This is a genomic window from Variovorax sp. 10N420, assembly GCF_056394705.1.
On the sequence record NZ_JBFTIJ010000022.1, the window covers coordinates 25253 to 46266 of the forward strand.

The 21014-nt window shown below is 64.1% G+C and carries 22 protein-coding genes; 10 read left to right on the top strand and 12 right to left on the bottom strand.

Annotation, left to right across the window (positions count from 1 at the left end; all coding sequences use genetic code 11):
• Positions 1 to 14: 14 nt before the first annotated feature.
• The 9 genes from AC1DEK_RS29045 to AC1DEK_RS29085 all read right to left on the bottom strand — a co-directional run bounded on the left by AC1DEK_RS29045 (position 15) and on the right by AC1DEK_RS29085 (position 9360).
• Positions 15 to 2441: a tachylectin-related carbohydrate-binding protein gene (locus AC1DEK_RS29045; protein ID WP_478128785.1), complete on the bottom strand. Its 2427-nt coding sequence runs from the start codon at positions 2439 to 2441 to the stop codon at positions 15 to 17.
• A 154-nt stretch (positions 2442 to 2595) separates the two neighbouring features.
• A complete protein-coding gene (locus tag AC1DEK_RS29050) occupies positions 2596 to 3663 on the bottom strand; it encodes an ABC transporter ATP-binding protein (RefSeq protein ID WP_478128786.1) in 1068 nt (355 codons plus the stop codon).
• A gap of 5 nt (positions 3664 to 3668) precedes the next feature.
• Entirely contained in the window at positions 3669 to 4517 is an 849-nt protein-coding gene (locus AC1DEK_RS29055) for a carbohydrate ABC transporter permease (RefSeq protein WP_478128809.1), read from the bottom strand.
• A gap of 31 nt (positions 4518 to 4548) precedes the next feature.
• Positions 4549 to 5457, bottom strand: a complete 909-nt coding sequence (locus AC1DEK_RS29060) for a carbohydrate ABC transporter permease (RefSeq protein WP_478128787.1) — start codon at positions 5455 to 5457, stop codon at positions 4549 to 4551.
• Positions 5458 to 5467: 10 nt separating this feature from the next.
• Positions 5468 to 6811: an ABC transporter substrate-binding protein gene (locus AC1DEK_RS29065; RefSeq protein ID WP_478128788.1), complete on the bottom strand. Its 1344-nt coding sequence runs from the start codon at positions 6809 to 6811 to the stop codon at positions 5468 to 5470.
• A 29-nt stretch (positions 6812 to 6840) separates the two neighbouring features.
• A complete protein-coding gene (locus AC1DEK_RS29070) occupies positions 6841 to 7797 on the bottom strand; it encodes a TauD/TfdA dioxygenase family protein (RefSeq protein WP_478128789.1) in 957 nt (318 codons plus the stop codon).
• Between the two features lie 132 nt (positions 7798 to 7929).
• Positions 7930 to 8535: a glutathione S-transferase family protein gene (locus AC1DEK_RS29075; protein WP_478128790.1), complete on the bottom strand. Its 606-nt coding sequence runs from the start codon at positions 8533 to 8535 to the stop codon at positions 7930 to 7932.
• Positions 8532 to 9026: an SRPBCC family protein gene (locus AC1DEK_RS29080; protein WP_478128791.1), complete on the bottom strand. Its 495-nt coding sequence runs from the start codon at positions 9024 to 9026 to the stop codon at positions 8532 to 8534. Before AC1DEK_RS29080 ends, AC1DEK_RS29075 begins: the two co-directional genes overlap by 4 nt.
• The gene (locus AC1DEK_RS29085) at positions 8998 to 9360 is read right to left on the bottom strand and encodes an ArsR/SmtB family transcription factor (RefSeq protein ID WP_478128792.1); all 363 of its coding nucleotides are present in this window, start codon (positions 9358 to 9360) and stop codon (positions 8998 to 9000) included. The genes AC1DEK_RS29080 and AC1DEK_RS29085 overlap by 29 nt, the downstream gene beginning before the upstream one ends.
• A gap of 221 nt (positions 9361 to 9581) precedes the next feature.
• On the opposite strand from AC1DEK_RS29085, the gene AC1DEK_RS29090 reads away from it, so the two are divergent.
• The 7 genes from AC1DEK_RS29090 to AC1DEK_RS29120 all read left to right on the top strand — a co-directional run bounded on the left by AC1DEK_RS29090 (position 9582) and on the right by AC1DEK_RS29120 (position 16078).
• Positions 9582 to 9746, top strand: a complete 165-nt coding sequence (locus AC1DEK_RS29090) for a hypothetical protein (RefSeq protein ID WP_478128793.1) — start codon at positions 9582 to 9584, stop codon at positions 9744 to 9746.
• Positions 9747 to 9946: 200 nt separating this feature from the next.
• Positions 9947 to 10312: a hypothetical protein gene (locus AC1DEK_RS29095; protein ID WP_478128794.1), complete on the top strand. Its 366-nt coding sequence runs from the start codon at positions 9947 to 9949 to the stop codon at positions 10310 to 10312.
• A 98-nt stretch (positions 10313 to 10410) separates the two neighbouring features.
• A complete protein-coding gene (locus AC1DEK_RS29100) occupies positions 10411 to 11442 on the top strand; it encodes an aldo/keto reductase (protein ID WP_478128795.1) in 1032 nt (343 codons plus the stop codon).
• A gap of 139 nt (positions 11443 to 11581) precedes the next feature.
• A complete protein-coding gene (locus AC1DEK_RS29105; RefSeq protein ID WP_478128796.1) occupies positions 11582 to 12583 on the top strand; it encodes a substrate-binding domain-containing protein in 1002 nt (333 codons plus the stop codon).
• Positions 12584 to 12586: 3 nt separating this feature from the next.
• The gene (locus AC1DEK_RS29110; RefSeq protein ID WP_478128797.1) at positions 12587 to 14071 is read left to right on the top strand and encodes a sugar ABC transporter ATP-binding protein; all 1485 of its coding nucleotides are present in this window, start codon (positions 12587 to 12589) and stop codon (positions 14069 to 14071) included.
• Positions 14064 to 15059 carry an ABC transporter permease gene (locus tag AC1DEK_RS29115; protein WP_478128798.1) on the top strand — a complete coding sequence of 332 codons (996 nt, stop codon included), beginning with the start codon at positions 14064 to 14066 and terminating at the stop codon, positions 15057 to 15059. The genes AC1DEK_RS29110 and AC1DEK_RS29115 overlap by 8 nt, the downstream gene beginning before the upstream one ends.
• Positions 15059 to 16078, top strand: a complete 1020-nt coding sequence (locus AC1DEK_RS29120) for an ABC transporter permease (protein WP_478128799.1) — start codon at positions 15059 to 15061, stop codon at positions 16076 to 16078. The genes AC1DEK_RS29115 and AC1DEK_RS29120 overlap by 1 nt, the downstream gene beginning before the upstream one ends.
• Here the strand turns inward: AC1DEK_RS29120 and AC1DEK_RS29125 are convergent.
• Positions 16075 to 17004, bottom strand: a complete 930-nt coding sequence (locus AC1DEK_RS29125; protein WP_478128800.1) for a cation diffusion facilitator family transporter — start codon at positions 17002 to 17004, stop codon at positions 16075 to 16077. The genes AC1DEK_RS29120 and AC1DEK_RS29125 overlap by 4 nt on opposite strands.
• A gap of 180 nt (positions 17005 to 17184) precedes the next feature.
• Between AC1DEK_RS29125 and AC1DEK_RS29130 the strand changes: the two genes are divergently transcribed.
• Positions 17185 to 17388, top strand: coding sequence for a hypothetical protein (locus tag AC1DEK_RS29130; protein ID WP_478128801.1), 204 nt, complete (start codon positions 17185 to 17187; stop codon positions 17386 to 17388).
• A 12-nt stretch (positions 17389 to 17400) separates the two neighbouring features.
• Here AC1DEK_RS29130 and AC1DEK_RS29135 read toward each other — a convergent pair whose 3' ends face one another.
• Entirely contained in the window at positions 17401 to 17802 is a 402-nt protein-coding gene (locus tag AC1DEK_RS29135) for a hypothetical protein (RefSeq protein WP_478128802.1), read from the bottom strand.
• A 268-nt stretch (positions 17803 to 18070) separates the two neighbouring features.
• Here AC1DEK_RS29135 and AC1DEK_RS29140 point away from each other — a divergent pair, with 268 nt between their 5' ends.
• Positions 18071 to 18709, top strand: a complete 639-nt coding sequence (locus tag AC1DEK_RS29140; RefSeq protein ID WP_478128803.1) for a class I SAM-dependent methyltransferase — start codon at positions 18071 to 18073, stop codon at positions 18707 to 18709.
• Positions 18710 to 18754: 45 nt separating this feature from the next.
• Here the strand turns inward: AC1DEK_RS29140 and AC1DEK_RS29145 are convergent, their stop codons facing one another.
• Positions 18755 to 19780, bottom strand: coding sequence for a tyrosine-type recombinase/integrase (locus AC1DEK_RS29145; RefSeq protein ID WP_478128804.1), 1026 nt, complete (start codon positions 19778 to 19780; stop codon positions 18755 to 18757).
• 197 nt (positions 19781 to 19977) lie between these two features.
• On the opposite strand from AC1DEK_RS29145, the gene AC1DEK_RS29150 reads away from it, so the two are divergent.
• Positions 19978 to 21014 (top strand): cache domain-containing protein (locus AC1DEK_RS29150; protein ID WP_478128805.1); only part of this gene is annotated, 1037 nt, incomplete at its 3' end.

Here is a 21014-nt window from a genome sequence, read left to right on the forward strand (position 1 = left end):
TCATTGACCAGGCATCAGGTCAAGAGCACGTCCCGAACTCCCTGGCCTCCCCAGCCCGTTCCCACCTGCACCCCCGACGTCCAATCGCCCGCGCCTGTCTCGAAACCGTGGTGCCGCCAGACCCAGAGCTGACCATTGCGATTGCGGCCGTAGACGAAGCCGTTGCCTGCCGCCCAGATGCGGTCGAACGCCTGCCAACCCACGCCGACCTGAACGGCGCCGACCCAGACGGGATAGCCATGGTCAAGGCCATAGTGCCTGTACCACAGCAGCCGGCCGTCCGGCGTCAGTGCATAGATGGACCCGCCGGGTGTCCCCGTCACGTCGGTGAAGGCGTTCCACCCTGAGCCGACGGTGTAGGGCCCCTCCCATGAGAAGGCGCCGTCGCGCCGCCCCAGATGCCGATACCACACCAGGTCGCCGTTGGACTTCACAGCGTAGATCACTCCGCCCGGACCGGCAAACACGCGGGAGAGCTGGCTCCAGCCGGTGCCCACTTCCTTGGGTCCATTCCATTGGAAGGCGCCCTGGTTGCGGCCCTCGTGGTAGTACCAGAGCAGCACGCCGTCGTTTCGGATGGCGTAGATCACGCCATCGCCACCACCGAACAGCGAGTGAAAGCCGTTCCATCCGGTACCGACAGCCTTCGGCGGGTCCCAGTCGAAGCTCCGGGTGTAGCGCCCGAGATGGCGATACCAGTTGAGGGTGCCGTCATCGCGAACGACATAGAAATTGGCCGACATCCTCGCTTCGACCGGCCAGTCGCGCTGACTCCATTGAGTGACGCCGCCCATCAGGCCATCTTCATGCGTGTGATGCAGCAGCTGAAAGTGCTGGTTGCGGTTGTCGCCGCCGAAGTCCACGTGCAGGTCGACTTGGTGCAATGCATTCGCGGGGGCTGCATCGATCCACGCAGCGCGCGCCACACCATCGGCGGCCTGCTTGTAGCTGGCGTCGACGCCCACGCGCACCTGGCCCTTCCAGCCATCGTGCACCGTGTCCCACAGGCCGATCGTTTCGCTGCGGTCGAATGTCGCGCCGGCGCCGAGCTCGGTCCCGCGCGACATCACCACGCCGAACCAGATGTTGTTCCAGAGACATCGGCCCGCGGCACGGTAAGGATCGCTGGAGTGCAGATAGATCTCGAAAGGCTGCGTGCCAATGTTGCATCTGAGACCCCGGCCGCCATCGACGAAGCCGCCGCTCACCGGCAGCACGCCGCCATCGAGGCCATACCAGGTGCCCAGGGAGATCGGGGCGCTGGCGGGCGGCGGACCAGATTCCGCTCGGATGTCCAGATAGCGGCGAATCACCAGCCGGCCGCGCCAGCCGTCATGATCGATCTCCCAGCGGCCAACCCACAGCGGCCCCCACTGGATCTGCGGCGCGCGCACGGAGGTGATGTAGTAGGCCGCATTCCTCGTCAGCGTGAACACCGGATCGCCCGAATACTTCATCGTCTGGAAGCCCGGCAATGCCTGTGAATTCTTGATCAGCCATACCCCGAGGTCATCGTCGTAGCCATAGCAGACCATCGTGTGGCCAGGCACGTCGATGACGGCGTCATAGCCCGCGGCCAGAACCTTCTTCAGGTCGTTGTCGGTGTAGTTCGTGATGACGCTGAAGTTGTCCACGCTGTACTGGCAGAACCACGAGGCATTCAGCGGAATGTTGCGCAGGTCGTATTCGAACCAGTCAGCCTGCGCCAGCGTGCCGCCGGCCGCATTGGCGAGTCCGCCGCCCGTGCCCGGGATCGAGTCCGCGAGCTGCTGCAGCGGCCCCTGGTCGATGTACGGCCCATAGTCGTAGATCGGCAGATACCAATACTTGATGTGATGCACGACGTCGGCGCTTCCCTGAAAGCCGATGAGCGAATGGATGCCGCCGCCCGCGCGCTGGTTCTCGTGCGCCTTCGAGATATGAAAGAGATATTGCTCCGAGAGCTTCACATGAATGCCCTGGCGCGCATACGCAGCCTCGAGCGCGGCGCAGCCCGCGAAAGCCCAGCAGGTTCCGCGACCGCCCTGGCTGACTCGGAAATCGGTTTGCCAGGCACGATGGTCCACGCGGCGTGGCAGTGCTCCAGGCAGCTGGATGGGAGGGCCTTCGACCTGCGGCAGGTAGAGGTTCGCATTGATGTACGCCATGAAGCTGTCGGTCGGTTCGACCAAGGGCTTTTGATTGGCGGGCGCGGTGAATTGGGCCGCCTGCCGACCGAAGGCGAGGACGTCCAGAGAACTGTCCGGCGTCGCAAGCAGGGCGCTAGCGGCGAGATTCGACTGGATCGCCAGGGATGCAGGCGCTGCATGAGCTTGAGTGACGCCGGACATCAACTGCGGCATCGGATGCGAAGCCGTGGGTTGAACGACGAGGCTGGCGGAGGTGTGTTCGTCAACGGCAGCGAGCCTCGCTCCGCCTTGCGCTTCGATAGTCGTTGCCACGAGATACCTCCTTGCCCTGCATGTCCGCCCCAAAGCGAAAGCAGGTTTGCTTGCGAGGTTTGATGATGGCAGTGATCGAATGCGGCGGGCAGTGTGCAAAAGGCCTATGGCGAAGCGAAGGTCCGGGCGGTTCGTCGGCAGGGATGCGATGTTGTCAGTTGAGCCGCTGTCCTCCGACGGCATCGAAGAGATGCGCTTCATGCGCGAGCGGCCGAAGCGCCAGGCGGTCTCCGGCGCGCGCGGCAATGCGCTCCCGAAAGGCCGCCACCACCTGTTGGCCCCCGAATCGCAACGCCACCTGCGTCTCGGAACCGGTGGGCTCGACGACCACCACGTCAGCCGCTACGCCGCGCTCCGCGTCGATCGTGAAGTGTTCCGGCCGGGCGCCATACAGCACGCGATCGCCATGGGCTCCGCGCGAAACCTGTGCAAGGGGGAGCTGCAGTCCGTCGTCCGTCAGCACGTGTGGAGCCCCGTCCAACTGCAGCCGACCTGCAAGCAGGTTCATCGACGGCGAACCGATGAAGCCCGCGACAAAGGCATTTGCAGGGCGGTCATAGAGCTCCAGCGGCGTGCCGACCTGTTCGACCCGTCCGTCCCTGAGCACGACGATGCGATCGGCCATGGTCATCGCCTCGACCTGATCGTGCGTCACGTAGACCGTGGTCGTCCCGAGCCGCTGGTGCAGCGACTTGATCTCGGTGCGCATCTGCACGCGCAGCTTGGCGTCCAGGTTCGACAGCGGCTCGTCAAAGAGAAAGGCCTGCGGCTTGCGCACGATGGCGCGGCCCATCGCCACGCGCTGGCGTTGGCCGCCTGACAGCTCGCGCGGTCGCCGCTGCAGCAGGCCGCCGAGCCCGAGCGTCTCGGCGGCCTGCCGCACGCGGCGCTCGATCTCGCCGGGCTTGTGGCCCTGGATCTTGAGGCCGAAGCCGAGGTTCTGCGCCACCGTCATGTGCGGATAGAGCGCGTAGTTCTGGAACACCATCGCGACGTCTCGATCGCGCGGTGCCATGTCGTTGATGCGCCGATCGCCGAGCACGATCTCGCCTTCGACGATGCTCTCGAGCCCGGCGATCATGCGCAGCAGCGTCGACTTGCCGCAGCCCGAAGGGCCGACGAGGGCAACGAACTCGCCGTCATGGATGTCGAGCTCGATGCCTCGGATCACCGGCGTATTGCCGAAATTCTTGAAGAGCCCGCGAACCTGGATGGAAGCCATGAATGTCAGTCCTTGATGCCGCCGGCGGTGAGGCCGCGCACGAGGTATTTGCGAACCAGCACGGTGAAGATGACCACGGGGAACATCACCAGAGTGCCGCTCGCGGCGATCTTGGTCCACTCCCAGCCTTCGTACTGCAGGAAGTTGACGATCGCCACCGGCGCCGTGATCGCGTTGGTACGCGTGAGGATGAGTGCGTAGAAGAAGTCGTTCCACGAGAAGATGAAGCACAGCACCGCTGTCGCCGCAAGCCCGGGTGCAGTGAGCGGCAGCGCGACGCGCCAGAAGGCCTGCCAGATGCCGCAACCGTCGATCCATGCCGCTTCTTCCAGCGAGGCGGGCACCGCTTCGAAGAAGGTCTGCATGAGCCAGATGACGATCGCGAGGTTGAAAGTCAGGTAGACGATCGCCAGGCCAATCACCGTGTCCTGCAGCCCGAGGTACTGGTAGGCGAGGAAGAACGGGATCGTGAATGCAATTGGCGGCGCCATGCGCGTGACCAGGATCCAAAGCGCGATGCGGTCGCGGCCCTTGAAATTCCAGCGGGTCAGCGCGTAGGCCGCCGGCACCCCGAGCACCAGCGAGAAGCCGGTCGACAGCGCGCTCACGACCAGGCTGTTCCAGAAGGACTTCAGGAAATTGCCTTGCAGCAGGCTCGCAAAGCCCTCCAGAGTGGGCACAAAGAGGAGGCGCTCATCGAAGACGTCGGCCGCGGGCCGAAAAGCCAGCTGAACGAGCCAGAGAAAAGGCGACAACACGAGCAGCAGCAACAGCGAGACTGCAATGGCGCGTCCATGGGCCGAGAACCAGCCTGCTTCAGTCGCGCGAAGGGGAGGGGGCGTGTCGAAGCCCATGGTCCGCACGGCGGCGGTGTCGATCACGGAACTAGCGCCGGTCATGGTCACTCCAGCCGAGCCGCCCCACAAGCCAGCTCAGCACGAACACCGCGGCCAGCATCACGGTCGCGATCGCGCTCGCATAGCCCCAGTATGAAAAATTGAAGGCCTGGATGAAGCCGTAGAAGTTGGTGACTTCGGTGACCGAACCGGGGCCGCCGCTGGTCAGGACGTAGATCAGCGGGAACGCCTTGAAGCTGTCGATCAGGCGAAACAATCCGCAGACCACCAGCACGGGCCGAAGGTACGGCAGGACGATGTGGCGAAACAGTTGCCAGCGGTTCGCGCCTTCCAGTGTGGCAGCTTCGATCGGGTCGTCCGGGATCATCTGCAGAGTCGCGAGCACCATCAGCATGGTGAAGGGAAACCACTGCCAGGTGTCTGCCAGCGAGATGGCCCACAGCGCAGTGTCCGGATTCGCTATCACTGAGCGAACCGGCCAGCCCAGCGTCTCCAGCGTGCGGTGAATCGGGCTCACGTCGGGCGTGTACATGATCTTCCAGATCAGCGCGACCACGATCGGCGGCAGCACCATCGGGATCAGGAACAGCGTGCGCATGCCTTCGAGCAGGCGCGACTTGCCGTTGAGCAGCAGGGCCAGTCCGAGGCCAGCCATCAACTGCAGGAGCACGCTCGACGCTGAAAGCTTGATCTGCACGAGGGCAGACGCCAGGAACCGGTCGTCGTGCAACAGCTGCCGGTAGTTGACGAGCGGATCATCGAAGCGAAAGCTTGCGACAGGGTCGGTCAGGCTCAGCGGCGTGAAGCTCGCGACCACCAGAGCCGCGGCCGGTACCAGGGTGATGAGCAGCAGGACCACCAGCGATGGCGAGAGGCCGAGCAGCAACGCCCGGCGCCGCTCGGCCTGCCAATGCGCCGCGGGAAGTGCATGCGCCATGGCGAGTCGGCTACAGCTTGGCGCCGCCGCGCTTCAGTTCCGCAATGGTGTTCGCCTGGGCCTGCTGGAAGGCTTGTTTCGCGGAGAGCTGGCCGCTCGCAATGAGTTCGATCGCCTTGTTGATCTGCTGGTCGACTTGTGGATAGACCGAGACCGTCCTGTACTTCATGTGGCCCGATTTCGCCGCCAACTCGATCGAGTCGAGCGACAGCTTCGCGAGGTCGCTCCCGTTGATGACCTGCTTCCTGCGGAACTCCGGCGAGTCGATGTTGGAGCGCCGCGCCGGCGAGCCATAGCCTGCCGCCACCGCGCGCGAAGTGATCTGCTTGCTCAGCGCCCACTGAATGAACGCCCAGGCGGCCTCCTTCTGCTTCGAACCGGCCGGGATGCCGAGCCCGTGCACGGCGGTGCCGGGGAAGCGTCCCGCGGGCCCCTTCGGCACGAGGCCGAACTTGACGGTCTTGACCGTCTTGCTGGTGGCCGGGTCGCCCAGCTGCGTCAGGTACAGCTGGCCGGCGTCCGTGAAGTTGACGCGCCCGAGCTTCAGCGCCTGCGTCACCTGGTCGGGTTGGTACGTGATGGCCCCGTCCGGGCCGAACTCCTTCAGCAGGTTGGCGTAGTACTCGCCGGCCGCGATCGCTTCGGGCGTATCAAGGGTCGGAAACAGATCGTCCGGCGCCTTCCGGAACACGTCGCCGCCGAAGGCTTGCAGATAGGGCACGAAGGTCCAGCCATAGTGGTTGTCCGCGACGAAGCCGGCCACGCGCTCCTTTTTGTTGACGGCGCGCAGCACCTTCACCAGATCGTCGGTGGTGTCCGGAAAGGCCAGGCCGGCCTTCTCCACGAGATCGAAGCGCGACGATGCCGTCAGCAGCGCTTCGGCCGTCCATGGCACGCCATAGAGCCTCCCGTCCCTGCCGGTCTCCGGCGCGCGCGCGCCGGGCAGGAAGTCGTTGATGTCCCAATCCGCAGGCGTGAGGTTCGGGTTTCGGATGTAGTCGTCCAGCGGCGTGAGCCAGCCCGAATTGATCCAGCGGCTCGAGTAGATGAACGTGACATTGACGACGTCGTAGGCAGAGCCCTTGGTGGAGAGTTCCAGGTCCGCGCGCTGGTTGTAGACCGGAAACGATGGCGCATCGAAGTTGACCTTCGCACCGGTGAGCGCCTCGAATTCCGGTAGCCACTGCTGCAGCAGCTTGGGATAGGCCGCGCTGAACGTAGAGACGTTCAGCGTGACGCCTGCGAACTTCTTGGCACTGCCCTGGGCACCGGCGATGTGCGGCAGGAGTGCGCTGGCGCCGAGTGCGGCCGAGGTCTGGAGTAGACGGCGGCGCTGAAAATCAGGATGGGTCATGGGTCAGGGCTTGCGGAGTCACGGGAAATTCAGGCGGTGGCAACGATGACTTCATCGATGCGTGCGTCATTGATGGCTTCGGGGCGGCTTCGCGTGCGGCTGCGATGGCCATCGATGGACACTGCCGGCTCGCCGTGCACCGTCACACGCCGCACGAGGCGCGGCTGGTCTCCGTAATCATTGATCGCGAAGTGCTGCGTGGCCCGGTTGTCCCAGATCGCCACATCGTCCTGCTGCCAACTCCAACGCACTGTGTTCTCGAGGCGTGTCACGCGGTTCTGCAGCAGCTCGAAGATGCGTGCCGATTCGCTGCTCGACAGGCCCACGAGCTTCTTCACGAAGTGCCCGAGGAGCAGCGCGCGTTCGCCAGACACCGGATGAACATGCACGAGAGGATGCTCGGCCTCGAACACGGCAGAGACGAACACCTTGCGGTGATGGTCGAGCCGCGCCGACTCGACCTGGACGCGGTCGGCGCCATAGTCGTAGTCGTTGCTGTGCACGGCCCACAGCCGATCCGCGAGCTGCTTGAGCTGTTCGGGCAGCCGCTCATACGCCAGCGCGGTGTTGGCCCAGACGGTATCGCCGCCAAAGGCCGGGATCTTCACGGCGCGCAGGATCGAGATCTTCGGGAATGCCTCCACGAAGGTGACGTCGGTGTGCCACGAGTCGGCGCGGCCGCCGCCCTTGGACGCATCGAGCTCGAAGAGCCGCGTGCCCTCGGGCGAGGGCACTGTCGGGTGCGACACCGTGCGGCCGAAGCGTGCGCCCAAAGCCTGGTGCGATGCGTCGTCGAGGTGGCCCTGTCCCCGGAAGAAGAGAACCTTGTGCCTGACCAGGGCCGCGTTCAGCTGCTCGATCAGTTGCGGCGCGAGGTCAGGCCGGAGCTGAAAATGCTCGACTTCGCCGCCGATGTGGCCGGCCACACGGCGAATTCGCAGATCGCCGAAGCTCGTGTCGATGGAGGAGGGTGCATGGGTGCTCATCGGATGGTGCTCGGAAGAAGGTGATGAATCGGAGCGCGCGATTCTGTGGTCGCGGCCCGGTTTCCCAAACGACCGAATCGTTGATTCGAAATGAGCAAACCATCTGAAGCACCCCGCTGCGAGTGGATGGCTTCAGGGAAAGGGTTCTCGCCAGGCGGGCAACTCGTTCAACCGCTCATGCCACCTTCGGATTGCCGGAAAATCACCGAGCGGCAATTGAATCTGCTCGGCATAAGGCAAGGTCACGGCGGCAGCGAAGTCCGCGACCGTCAACGTCTCGCCTACCAGATAGCTGTTTCGAGCCAGGTGAGACTCCAGCACCGCCGCAGCCGTACGAAAGTTGGATGTGGCTGCTTCGACTGCGGCAACATCGGCAGGACCCAAGCCTATGGCCGGTTTGATGAGGTTCTCGAAATAAAGAGTCCCGGCATGGCGCGTGAAATGCTGGGAGTCCCAGCTGAACCATCGAAGCACTTCGACTTGCCGCTCGTCATGGGGCCAGAAATCCCGGCCCGCCTTGTCCGACAGGCGGCACATGATGGCGTTGGCCTCCCACAGCGTCGTTGGCCCATCCTGCAGGACGGGGACTCGTCCATTTGGATTGAGACTCAGGAATTCGGGCGTCTTGTGCTCGCCGGCCTGGAGATCCACTCGGACGAACTCAACAGGCGAGCCAAGGTATCGAGCCGCGGCGCATGCCTTTCGCGGGTTCATGGTTTCGCTGTAGTACAGCTTCATGACTGCGCTCGTGGTGCAACGTTGCCGAGGTAGTCGACGAGTCGATCGAAGCTTTGCGACCAACCTTGCGAATGCCCGTCGCGAGATGCGGAAGTCTCGAAGAGCGCTTGATGAAAGCGCATCAGTGTCTCGCCGTTGTTTTCGGTCAGGGTGACGGTGATGACGGTCTCCGGACCCGTCGGGCGCCCTTCGGCATCGGTCCAGCAGTGCGTCATCACAAGCCGCTCGGGCGGCGTGATTTCGCGATAGCTGCCCTTGACCCAGTGGTCCACGCCGTCCGGCGCCCGCAGGCATGCGCGATACACCCCTCCGACGCGCAGGTCCATCTCGTGGTGCGGAGTCGTGAAACCCAGTGGCCCCGACCAGTGCGCCAAGTGCTCGGGCTCGGTCCAGGCTTTGAACACGAGGCTGCGCGGCGCCTTGAACGTGCGGGTGATCGAAAGCTCGTTGTCGGCCCGCGCGTCAACGGTGTTTTGTCTTGTGAGTTGCATGCTGATTCTCCAGTTGCTGAAGTTCGTCCAAATAGCCATCGAGCCGGTCAAAGCTCTCGGCCCAAAACTCCCTGTATCCGTCGAGCCAATCGGCCATCTCCTTGAGCGCTTGGGGAGCGAGGCGGCACGGACGCGACTGCGCCACCCGGCCTCGCGTGATCAGTCCCGCCTCCTCCAGGACCTTGAGATGCCTCGACATCGCGGGCTGGCTCAGCTCGAAGGGTTGGACAAGTTCCGTGACATTCGCTTCGCCCAGGGCGAGCCGCGAAAGGATGGCCCTTCGGGTGGGGTCCGCCAGTGCGGCAAACGCCGCGTTCAGTGCCTGTTCTTGCATAGCCGGATGGTCTTGTGCATAACCAAAATGTTATATAACCTGCAGATTATGCGAGAGGCAGCGTTTCGTCAATACCTTTCGACGATCGGGACTTATCAAATCCCTCCGGGTCCGAAAAGTGAATTTGTCACTTCCGAAGGTGTCATTGATGCCTTCGGCGGGCGATCCGACGCAGGCAAAGTGCGCGCTGCGACAGCGAGCACACCGACGGAGCCGGCTTTATGGAATCAGCAATCTTCACTCTTGCAGCACTTGGCGCTTTGGTGGCTGTCGGCTGGGGCATCGATCTCCTCGTGCACCGTACGCCACCCACACGCCTCGAACGCCTTCTGGCCGCGCAGCTGCGCAGGTCATCGGATGTGATCCGGGGCGAAACCGTGCTCTGAATGGCCGACCTGCTTTGCAGGGCACATCTCCCCATCTCCATCTCGGGTTGACGCGCGCTCCTGCTTGGCGGTCGCGCGACATTTCCTACGGACGCTGTAAATACGCGCCTACCGGATCCGGCCGCGGTTGGCGCAGCCTGAAGGTTTCGCCGGGCTTAGAGCGACTTTGTCTCAGCCCGTGCGCCCCAACAGGACCACACATGAACAGCAAAGATCCAGCCGCGAAAGCCGAAACCCACGGTGCGAAGACCAGGGCCGAGCAAACCGCTGCCCCTGGCGAAACCCGCTGGTCGCAAGCCAGCGGACAGGGGCTTCAGAAGCCGGTGCCACAGCAACCGAACGAGATCGACGAATCCGCCAGCAGTCAGGAGCCGGGCAATGCGTCAATGGAGCACGTCGGCAAAGCCGCCTATCACGACGCGGTGACGAGTGTCGATACCGACCGCGGCCCTGTCCTCGATTCCGTCTACAACGGCCCGGTCACCGAGGGGCACCGTGTCGGCGACGAAGAAGATGTGCGCGGCAAGCGAGACCCCGCGAAATCGACATCTTCAAGGAACCCCTGACGCGCCGCATGGCATGACGGAAGGGTGTCGAAACCGACCGTCTGGCGCTATTCTCCGGGCCGAGGTTGTTTACCCGGCACCCAAAGAGGAGACATGCCATGCAGTCACGTCGATTCACGACTCGCAACGGAACGGAGCTCGCCTTCTCGGCCCTTGGGCTCGGGACGGCGCCGATGGGCGACCTGTACGAGCTGCTCGACGAGAAAACCTGCATCGTCACCATTGAGCAGGCCTACGCCAGCGGGGTGCGCGTGTTCGATACCTCTCCGCACTATGGCAACGGGCTCGCCGAAGCGCGCATCGGTGCGGGTCTGCGCCACGTGCTGCGCGAGGACGTGATCGTGTCGACCAAGGTCGGCCGCGTGATGGATCCCTTCTCCAGGCCGCCACCGAAGAACCCCGATGTCTTTTCTCCCGGCTTCGCGGGAGGCCACCCCCATGCCGCGCGCTTCGACTATTCCTACGACGGCACGATGCGCTCGGTCGAACAATCCTTGCTGCGCACCGGGCTCGATCGACTCGACATCCTGTTGATCCACGATTGCGACGTGTGGACACACGGTCCAGTCGATGCGCCAGTGCGCTTCAAGGAGGCGATGGACGGCGCCTACAAGGCCCTGGACAAGCTGCGCAGCGAGAAGACTGTCGCAGCCATCGGCTTCGGCATCAACGAGTCGGACGTGTCGGTGAAGTTCGCGAAGGCCGGGGACTTCGACGTGGCGATATTGGCAGGGCGCTATTCGCTGCTGGTTCAAGACGCACTGAACGAATTCCTGCCGCTCGCGCTCGAGAAGAACCTCGGCGTCATGTTGGCGGGTGTGTTCAATTCCGGCATCCTCGCGACGGGTGCCATCCCTGGCGCCAAATTCGACTATGGGGCCGCGCCGGACGCGATCATGGCGCGCGTGCGCAAGATCGAATCCATCTGCGCCACGCACGCCACGCCGCTGCGCCGTGCCGCGCTGCACTTTGCCATGGCGCATCCCGCCGTTGTCACGGTGCTGCTCGGCGGTGTGACGCCGCAGGAGGCGCTGGCGAACTCCGCCGATGCCGACCAGGCGGTGCCGCCTGCGCTGTGGCGCGACCTTCAGGCCGCCGGCCTGCTCAATCTGGCTGCGCCCGTCGGCTGAGCGCCTCTTCGAGCTTGCGTCTTCGCGGTACAGACCCCGTTGTCAACCGGCAGCGGCGGGACTAGCATCGCTCAGCTTGCTGTTTTGACCTGGGAGGAAAACAGAACCTGCCATGAGCGGGACTACATGGAGACATCCAGTGAACAGACGCAAGACTCTCAAGGTATTGGGAAGCGCGGCCGTGGCCGGAACCAGCGGACTCACGGCGAGGATGGCCTTTGCGGCGAACCCGACCATGGTCACGGTGGTCAAGATCGCGGGCATCCCGTGGTTCAACGCCGTCGAGAAGGGCATCCAGAAGGGTGGCAAGGAGTTCAACATCGACGCCACCATGGTCGGGCCTGCCAATGTCGATCCGGCACAGCAGGTCAAGCTGCTCGAAGACCAGATCGCCCGAAAGGTGACCGTGATCGGGCTGGTGCCGCTCGACGTGAAGGTGTGCGAGCCAGTGCTCAAGCGCGCGCAGGCGGCCGGCATCAAGGTCATCACGCACGAAGGTCCGGAGCAGGCCGGGCGCGACTGGAATGTGGAGCTCATCGACTCGGTCAAGTTCGGCGAAGTGCAGATGCAGCGCATCGCCAAGGACATGGGCGAATCGGGTGAGTACGTCGTGTACGTGGGCACGCTGACCACGCCGCTGCACAACAAGTGGGCCGACGCGGCGATCGCCTACCAGAAGGCGAACTACCCGAAGATGAAGCTCGCGGCCGATCGCTTTCCGGGCGCGGACGAGATCGACTCTTCCTACAAGACGACGCTCGACGTCATCAAGGCCTATCCGAACCTCAAGGGCATCCTGGGCTTTGGCTCCAACGGCCCGATCGGTGCGGGCAATGCGGTGCGCGAGAAGCGGCTTGGAAAGAAGATCGCCATCGTCGGCACGGTGCTGCCTTCGCAGGCCAAGGACCTCATCGCCGACGGCATCATCCGCGAGGGCTTTCTCTGGAACCCGACGGATGCAGGCTATGCAATGGTCGCGGTCGCCCGCCTGGTGGTGGACGGCAAGCCGATCACCGACGGCGTGGAGATCCCCGGCCTGGGCAAGGCTTCGGTCGACGTGCCCGGCAAGCTGATCAAGGTCGACAAGATCATGCGGATCAACAATGACACGATCGCGGGCCTGATCGCCGGTGGGCTCTAGGGCTTGGCCAACTTCCTCGAACTGCGGGGCATCTCGAAGCACTTCGGCGGCGTCGTCGCGCTGCGCAATGTCGATCTGACGTTGCCGGCGGGCGAAGTGCACTGCCTGGTCGGCGAAAACGGTTCGGGCAAGTCGACGCTGATCAAGATCATCGCGGGCGTGCTGGCTCCGGAACCGGGCGGGCGCATCGCCATCGACGGGCGGGAGTACCTGCATCTCGATCCGGTGCAATCGACGGCGTCAGGCATTCAGGTGATCTACCAGGACCTGTCGCTGTTTCCGAACCTGACCGTCGCGGAGAACATCTCCGTCGCCACTCACCTGGGGCCGTTGCAGACGGTCAACTGGAAGCGCCTGCGTGCCACTGCCGCGGAGGCGATGGCGCGCATCGGCGCTTCGCTCGACCCCGATGCTCGCGTGGAAGACTTGTCCATTGCCAACCGGCAGCTGGTTGCGATCTGCCGTGCGATGGCCGCTGACGCGAAGCTGGTGATCATGGACGAGCCGACTGCGTCCCTGTCGCGGCACGAGGTCGACGCATTGGTGCGCCTCGTTGCCGATCTCAAGCGCCATGGGATCTGCATCGTCTTTGTCTCGCACCGACTCGATGAGGTGATGAAGATTGCCGAGCGCGTGACGGTACTGCGCGATGGAGCGAAGGTCGGCGACTACCCGGCCTCCGAGATGGACGACAGGAAGCTCGCGCACCTCATGACCGGAAAGGCGTTTGCCTATCAGACCTCCGTGTCGGCGATGCCTCAGGCAAAGACGGTGCTGTCGGTGCGTCATCTCACGCGCCGCGGGCAGTACGACGACATCAGCCTGGACATTCGCGCTGGCGAGATCGTCGGGCTCACGGGCTTGCTCGGCTCTGGCCGTACCGAGTTCGCGCTTTCGCTCTTCGGCATGAACCGCCCCACCTCCGGGGAGATCCGGCTGGAAGGCAAGCTGCTTGCGCTCAAGAGCAACGCGCAAGCCATCGAGGAGGGCATCGCCTATGTGTCCGAAGACCGGCTGAACCTGGGCCTGGTGCTGGAGCAGCCCATCGCCTCGAACATCCTGCTGACGGTGCTCGACAAGCTGGCCAATGGCATCGGCCTCGTGCCGGAGCCTGCGCGCGAGCGCACGGCGCAGCACTGGATACGCGAACTCTCGATCAAGGCGCCGGATCCGGCCAACGCGGTGCGCACGCTGTCCGGCGGAAACCAGCAGCGTGTGGTGCTTGCAAAATGGATGGCGACGCAGCCCAGGCTGCTGATCCTCGACAGCCCGACGGTCGGCGTCGACATCGCAGCCAAGGACGGGATCTATGAGGTGATGCGCGCACTGGCCGCGAAGGGCATGGCGATCCTGCTGATATCAGACGAAATACCGGAAGTGTTCTATCACGCACATCGCGTGCTCGTGATGCGCCGCGGACGCATGGCGGGCGAATGCGTGCCGGGTGAGGCGTCCGAGGCACAGTTGCAGGCGGTGGTCGATGCATAGCAGCTTCGCGAGGCGCTTTGTTCGCAGCCACGAGTTCTGGCTGCTGGCGGTGATCCTGGTCCTGTCGCTCGTGCTCTCGTTGGCGACAAGCAGCTTTCTCACGATGCAGAACGCGTACGACCTGCTCACCTCCAATGCCTTCGTCGGCATCCTGGCTTCGGGACTGCTCGTCGTGCTGGTGTCGGGCGGCATCGACATCTCGTTCACCGCGACAGCATCGGTGGCGCAATACGTAGCGCTGACACTCGGCATCAAGCATGGGCTCGGCTGGGTGCCACTGTTCGCCATTGCAGCGGCGGTCGGGCTGATGTGCGGGCTCATCAATGCAGTGTTCATCACGAAGCTGCGCATCTCGTCGATCATCGTGTCGATCGCGACGCTCAACATCTTCTATGGCCTCTTGATCTTCACCACCGGCGGGAAGTACATCACTTCGCTCCCCAAGTTCTTCCGCGACGGCATCTGGTGGTTCGAGCAGGAAGACGCAGGCGGCGTGCCCTATGCGCTGAACCTGCAGATCATCGTGCTGGTGCTGTCTTTCGCGGCCGCATGGCTGCTGCTCAACCGGACCAACATCGGTCGACAGATCTACGCCATGGGCGGCAACAAGGAAGCGGCGCAACGGCTCGGTTTTCACATGTTCCGGCTCAACCTGCTGGTGTATGGCTATCTTGGCTTCGTCGCCGGCGTTGCGTCGCTCGTGCAGGCGCAACTCGCGCAGTCGGTCACGCCAACGGTGCTGGTCGGCAAGGAACTGGACGTGCTGGCGGCGGTGGTGCTGGGCGGGGCCAGCCTCACGGGTGGCGTGGGCACTGTCTGGGGTGCGATGCTGGGCGTGGCGCTGCTGGCGATTCTGCAAAACGGGCTGGTGCTCATCGGTGTGTCGTCTTACTGGAACCAATGGTTCGTGGGATTGACGATCCTGGTGGCGGTCTCGATGACCGCCTGGTCGGAGCGCCGGCGCCGCGCGGCAAAGGCGATCAATTGATGAGCTTCCGACGCTTCCTGCACGGGGGCACCGTGCCGATGCTTTCGCTGGTGCTGGTGGCGCTGCTCGCGCTGTTCGGCCTGCTGCTGGGCGACCGCTTCTTCAGTGTGGGCGCGCTGCAGTCGATGGCCTTCCAGCTGCCCGAGCTGGGCATCCTGTCGCTGGCGATGATGGTCACCCTGCTCTCGGGCGGACTCAATCTGTCGATCATCGCCTGCGCCAACCTGTGCGCACTCGCGATGGCTTGGGTGCTGACCACGCACGTGCCCGGCGCGCAAGGCTCCATGGTGGTCGCATGGCAGGTCATCGCCGTCCTTGCCGGCCTTGGCGTGGCGCTTCTGGTTGGCCTCATCAACGGCTTCATCATTGCGTGGCTGGGGGTGTCGCCCATCCTCGCCACGCTCGGCACGATGACGATGTGCAAGGGCCTGTCGATCGGCCTCACTCGCGGCAACGTGATCTCGGGCTTCCCGGAGTCGATCGTGTTCCTCGGCAACGGAACGCTGCTGGGTGTGCCGGTGGCGCTCCTCATTTTTCTGGCGCTGTGCGTGCCGATGGCGGTCATGCTCGGCAAGAGCCCGTTCGGCCTCAAGCTCTACATGATCGGATCGAGTGAGAAGGCCACACGCTATTCGGGCGTGGATACGCGGCGTGTTCTGCTGGGCGTGTACGTACTGTCGAGCCTTCTCGCGATGGTGGCGGCGCTGGTCATGATGGCTCGCTTCAACTCGGCCAACGCGAGCTACGGCGAGAGCTATCTGCTGGTGACCATCCTGGCGGCCGTTCTGGGGGGCGTCGACCCGTTCGGCGGCTTCGGCAAGGTGGGCGGGCTGATCATGGCCCTGATCATCCTGCAGGTGATTTCGTCTGCCTTCAACCTGCTCGACTTCAGCCCCTTCCTGACCCTGGCCATCTGGGGAACGCTGATCATCGGGGTGACGGCGCTCGGGGTGCTGCTGGAGCGGCTCCAGGCCTCCAGCCCGCGCGAATCCACGGCCGTCATGCGCACCACGCCCTAGTGAACGGCAGGCGCCGATTCGCTTGAAGCGGCAGCGCCTGCCTCGATGAAGAGGCGCTTGATCATCGGATAGCGCGACCGCACGCGAGCTTCGATCGCGGCAATGGCATCGCCGGCCTCCTCGGTCGAGGTGCCGTCATCGAAGTCGAGATCGATCACCGCCAGCACCTCGCTCGGCCCCAGATACATCGACAGGACGCGCCCGACCGCATGCACGCCGGGCTGCTCGCGTGCCATGGCGCGAATGGCTCGTGCGGTCTCCGGGCGCACACCTTCGCCGATCAAGAGCCCGCGCGATTCGCGGACCAGCAGCACCGCGACGCCCGCCAGCAGGAGCCCGATGAGGAGCGATGCCACACCGTCGAGCTCCGGCATGCCGAGTCGATGACTCAGATACACGCCCGCCGCCGCGATCGCGAGACCCAGAAGCGCCGCGGAATCTTCGGCCAGCACTGTGTAGGTGGTCGGATCCTTGCTCGCATGCAGTGCGCGCCAGAAAGGCCGGGCGCCGGCCTCTTTCCTGAATTGCCGGAGTGCAATCGCGAAGCTCGACCCCTCGAACAGGGCAGCGGCGGCCAGTACGACGTAGTTCCAGGTGGGGTCCCGCATGGGCTCAGGCTGGGCGATGTGCTGGAAGCCTTCGTAGAAGGAAGCTCCGCCGCCCAGTCCGAAGATGAGCACCGCGACGATCAGGCTCCAGAAGTACAACTCCTTGCCGTGGCCGAATGGATGCTCGTCCGTCGCCGGACGCTTGCTCAGCCGCAGGCCCACCAGCAGCAGGATGCCGTTGAAGGTGTCGACGGCACTGTGGACGCCTTCGGACAACATGGCCGAGCTGCCCGTGATGCCGGCGACGATGAACTTGGTGGTCGCGATCGCGACGTTCGCCGCAATGGCACCGTAGACGGCGAGTTTGGATTCGGCCATGGGAGTGCTGCAAAGCTATCCGGAATCGCAAGCCGGGGATGTAGGCGCCTGCCGGTTTGGCAGGCGGAACCGCTCGACGTCGAACAGTCCGGTAATGCGATGCGCGGATTTCCTACGCCCACCGCGTCCGGCGCGCCGGACTGTGCCTTGACACTCCAAAGTCTTAAAGGAGCAGCAAGGATGACAGTCCCCGGCGGCAAGCCGCAAGGCGGCCAAGCAGATCAAGCGAGAGACACGGGCGGCGCGAGGCAGGACTCGGAGACGTCCACGACCGGCAAATTGACAGACAAATCCCAAGGCAAACCCCGCCCGGAGCGCGCCAAGGACGACCCATCGCGCGCGCCGGAGAGCGGAGACAAGCCCGAGGCCGAAGAGACCCGCTGAGTCATCTCGAGGTCACGCGGTGTCATCGTCGTCTTCGTCTTCGTCTTCATCGGAGCGATCGCCTTCGGGCACCGCGAGTTGGTCGGGCTGCGCGGCATCTTCGTCGGCAATGCCGTCTGCGCTCCCGCCATCGCCGGGCACGTAGCCGACGCGATCAGGCAGGATGTCCGCGTTTTCTTCCGGCGCGCTCGTGTCCGCCGATGCCAGTTCGCCGGTGCCGGAGGCAGCGGTATCGCTTTCGTGCGCGATCGGCAAGGCGCCTTCGGAACTCTGGTCAGGCAGTGCTGAATGGTTTCGATCTGTCTGGACGTCGCTGCCGCTGTCGCTGCTGTCGCTGGGGCCGAGCGCATCGATTTCCGTGCCTGAGGGCTTGGGCGAAGCATGCTCGCCGCCGAGGAGGCTGCTGGTGGCCATGGCTTTCCTTTCTATGGATGACCCCACCCAATCTGGCAATGCTGAGTCTGCCCGGTGTGAGAAGCGGAGCACACGCCATGTCGGAGAGAGGAGCAACGTCCTCATCGGAAATCCGAGGCGTCTGACACTGCCCGGCTTTGTGTCGGCACAGCTTCTTGCGAACCACTGAAAGGACGCTATGACAGACAGGGGCCGCGCAGAGCAACAGCAACGCGCCCGTGCGGCAAGCAACGCGCGCCAGGAGCCGGCGCCGCCGGCAAGTTGGCCGATGAAGCGTACTCAAGTGCAGATCTGCGAATCTGGCGTCAAGCGCGTCTACAACCAGGCGGCGCCCCTGTACGACCTGCTCTTCGGCCAGGTGCTGGAACCAGGGCGCAAGCGCATGGGCGAGCGGGTGAGTCAACTCGGGCCGGCTTCGCTGCTGGAAGTCGGCGTGGGCACAGGGCTCGCTCTCGCGAGCTACCCTGCAAAGACTCGCATCGTGGGCATCGATCTGTCGCCTCAAATGCTGGCGCGTGCACGCGAGCGTGCCGCCCATCTTGAGCATCACGACATTCACATTGCGCAGATGAATGCGGAGCGGATGAGTTTTGCCGATGCGAGCTTCGACTGTGTCACGGTGCCCTATGTGCTGTCCGTCACGCCCCATCCGGCCGAACTGGTGCGAGAGATCCGCAGAGTCTGCAAGCCCGACGGCACCATCTTCATCCTCAATCACTTCAGCGGAAGCAAGTTCTGGTGGTTGCTCGAACGCTCCATCCGCTCCGCTGCGGCACATGTGGGGTTTCGTTCCGACTTTCGCTTCGAGGAGCAGGTGCTCTCCTACGATTGGGAATTGGTGGATGTCGAATCGGTCAACCTGCTGGATCTTTCGCGGCTTGTCGTGCTTCGCAATCGTGCCTCATAGCCACCGGCGTGAATCCCGGGCATGTCCACATTGGCGCCGCCCGTTTCAGGCGATGTCGATGGGAGTGGCCACCACGCGTCGGTAGCGGTCCATGACCGCAGGCTCAACACCGAGCCAACGCGCGACGGCCTCGGGCTCGAAGCCACGGCGCAGTTGCCGCAGCGCAAAGGTATGCCGCAGGCGGAACGAGCCACCCTCGCGGCTGTCGATGCCGGCATCTTCCAGCACGGCCCTGGCGCACTTGTACTGGGACTCCTTGCCCCATGGCTTTCCGCTGCGCGTCGACGGAAACAGAAAGCCTCCCTCGATGCGCGAACTCGCACGAACGTGCAGCCAGTGCTGAAGCAGTTCACCCGCCCAGGCCGCGATCGGTGTCTCCCGCGCCAGCGAATTGCCGTCGCCCGGCACTGCCACTTTCCAGGGACGGTCCCGGACCTGCCCTCCGCGCGATATGGGCGAGGCCAGCGTCAGCGCGCGCACGTCGCCGGGCGTCAGTCCGCCGCCCAACTGCAACGCCACCGAGGTGCGATTGCGAAGTTCTTGCCAGGTGAGAGCCGCATGGGTGTCCCTCCGCGCTGCCGAAAGGCCCGGCCGCGGCCGGGCGTTGGACAGAAAGGCGATCAGGAGACGGGCTTCGGCCACGGACAGAAACTCGGGCAATGGATCGGCGTGTGCAGACTCGGCATAGCGCACCTCGGGATGCGCGGCGAGCCAGTCGTGCGCTGCCATGTTCGGCGGCGTGTCGGTCTCGGCGGCGTGGTGCCGCAGCACGCGATCGATCAGCCGCACCAATTTCAGCGCATGGCGCGGCGAGAGCGAAAGGTCCGAACTCTTGCGCCCGAAACGCGCGGACTGAAAGGCCTGCAGATCTTGCAGATCGAGCGAGGCCAGTGTGACGGCAGGGGACTGGCCCAGACACCAGGCGGTGAACGCGCCCCACATGTCTCGATAGACCTGAATCGAAGCGGGCCGACGCATCGAGCCTGAGGCCCGGTGCGCATCGAGCCATCGCTCGAATGCCAGGCGATGGGTTTCAGCGGGTGCTTCGTCGAAGAGAGAAATCGGCGTCATGAATACGCTAACGGCCTTTGATGTTGAGTTGATTCTAGATGGCGGTTTTTGGGATTTTGCAGCTTGGATTTGATCGGGGATCCGTTAGCGTATTACAGAAAGTACGGCGTTCGGCACCACTGAACCCTTCAACACTCGCCGGCGACTGCCGATAACAACGGGGGAGACAACCCGATCAATTCACCCAAGAGCATTCCATGCCAAAGTCGCTGAACTCCCCATCCATGAGCATTGCGCGAATGCTTGGCATGCTCGTCTGCGGCGCGATCGTCGGCGTCATCGCCCTGACAGGGTTGTTTCTTCATTCCGAGCAGAAGCTCATCATGGAAGAGCGGCAGGCCAGCGTCCGCCAGACCGTCGAGACTGCCTACGGCCTCGTTGCCTACTACCACGGCCTGTCGGAGAAAGGCCAGCTGAGCGAAGCACAGGCCAAGGAGCAGGCGTTGCAGTCCCTTCGCGGCCTGCGCTACAACGACAAGGAGTATTTCTGGGTGAACGATATGGGGCCGCTGGTTCTGATGCATCCGATCACCCCGGCGCTCGAAAACTCGGACCTCTCGCAACGCAAGGACTTGTCGGTGTTGAAGCTCTTCACCGAGTTCGTGAACACGGTCAAGGCGAAGGACGCGGGGTTCGTGGCCTACGACTGGCCCAAGCCTGGCAGCGAGAAGCCGGTGCCCAAGGTGTCGTATGTCAAGGGCTTCAAGCCCTGGGGCTGGATCGTCGGGTCGGGCGTCTACGTGGACACCGTGAACACCACCATCCTCGGACGGCTGGTGAACTTCTCTCTCGTCACACTCCTGCTGGCGGTGCTCCTGCTGGCTGTCGGTTGGATCATCCGGCGTGCGATGCTCAGGCAGCTGGGCGGCGAACCGGCAACCGCTGTCGAAGTGGCGCGCCGCATTGCAGACGGTGATCTTGCGGCGGACATCCGCGTCAACGCAGGCGACGAATCGAGCCTCATGCATGCAGTCGAGCACATGCGCAGCAATCTCGCAAAGATCGTGGCCGAAGTGCGTACGGGCACGGACACCATCGCGACGGCATCGAGCCAGATCGCCACGGGCAACCAGGACTTGTCCTCACGCACCGAAGAGCAGGCGAGCTCGCTCGAGCAGACCGCCGCTTCGATGGAAGAGCTCACCTCGACCGTCAAGCAGAACGCCGACAACGCGCGCCAGGCCAATCAGCTTGCGGTGTCCGCTTCCGAAGTGGCGGTCAAGGGCGGCAGTGT

Excerpts from the sequence above, each read along its gene's own strand:
- AC1DEK_RS29050 (WP_478128786.1), bottom strand. The coding sequence starts at position 3,663 with ATGGCTTCCATCCAGGTTCGCGGGCTCTTCAAGAATTTCGGCAATACG.
- AC1DEK_RS29095 (WP_478128794.1), top strand. The coding sequence starts at position 9,947 with ATGAACAGCAAAGATCCAGCCGCGAAAGCCGAAACCCACGGTGCGAAG.
- AC1DEK_RS29065 (WP_478128788.1), bottom strand. The coding sequence starts at position 6,811 with ATGACCCATCCTGATTTTCAGCGCCGCCGTCTACTCCAGACCTCGGCC.
- AC1DEK_RS29080 (WP_478128791.1), bottom strand. The coding sequence starts at position 9,026 with ATGCAACTCACAAGACAAAACACCGTTGACGCGCGGGCCGACAACGAG.
- AC1DEK_RS29120 (WP_478128799.1), top strand. The coding sequence starts at position 15,059 with ATGAGCTTCCGACGCTTCCTGCACGGGGGCACCGTGCCGATGCTTTCG.
- AC1DEK_RS29130 (WP_478128801.1), top strand. The coding sequence starts at position 17,185 with ATGACAGTCCCCGGCGGCAAGCCGCAAGGCGGCCAAGCAGATCAAGCG.
- AC1DEK_RS29060 (WP_478128787.1), bottom strand. The coding sequence starts at position 5,457 with ATGGCGCATGCACTTCCCGCGGCGCATTGGCAGGCCGAGCGGCGCCGG.
- AC1DEK_RS29115 (WP_478128798.1), top strand. The coding sequence starts at position 14,064 with ATGCATAGCAGCTTCGCGAGGCGCTTTGTTCGCAGCCACGAGTTCTGG.
- AC1DEK_RS29125 (WP_478128800.1), bottom strand. The coding sequence starts at position 17,004 with ATGGCCGAATCCAAACTCGCCGTCTACGGTGCCATTGCGGCGAACGTC.
- AC1DEK_RS29055 (WP_478128809.1), bottom strand. The coding sequence starts at position 4,517 with ATGGGCTTCGACACGCCCCCTCCCCTTCGCGCGACTGAAGCAGGCTGG.
- AC1DEK_RS29070 (WP_478128789.1), bottom strand. The coding sequence starts at position 7,797 with ATGAGCACCCATGCACCCTCCTCCATCGACACGAGCTTCGGCGATCTG.
- AC1DEK_RS29135 (WP_478128802.1), bottom strand. The coding sequence starts at position 17,802 with ATGGCCACCAGCAGCCTCCTCGGCGGCGAGCATGCTTCGCCCAAGCCC.
- AC1DEK_RS29085 (WP_478128792.1), bottom strand. The coding sequence starts at position 9,360 with ATGCAAGAACAGGCACTGAACGCGGCGTTTGCCGCACTGGCGGACCCC.
- AC1DEK_RS29140 (WP_478128803.1), top strand. The coding sequence starts at position 18,071 with ATGAAGCGTACTCAAGTGCAGATCTGCGAATCTGGCGTCAAGCGCGTC.
- AC1DEK_RS29100 (WP_478128795.1), top strand. The coding sequence starts at position 10,411 with ATGCAGTCACGTCGATTCACGACTCGCAACGGAACGGAGCTCGCCTTC.
- AC1DEK_RS29090 (WP_478128793.1), top strand. The coding sequence starts at position 9,582 with ATGGAATCAGCAATCTTCACTCTTGCAGCACTTGGCGCTTTGGTGGCT.
- AC1DEK_RS29075 (WP_478128790.1), bottom strand. The coding sequence starts at position 8,535 with ATGAAGCTGTACTACAGCGAAACCATGAACCCGCGAAAGGCATGCGCC.
- AC1DEK_RS29145 (WP_478128804.1), bottom strand. The coding sequence starts at position 19,780 with ATGACGCCGATTTCTCTCTTCGACGAAGCACCCGCTGAAACCCATCGC.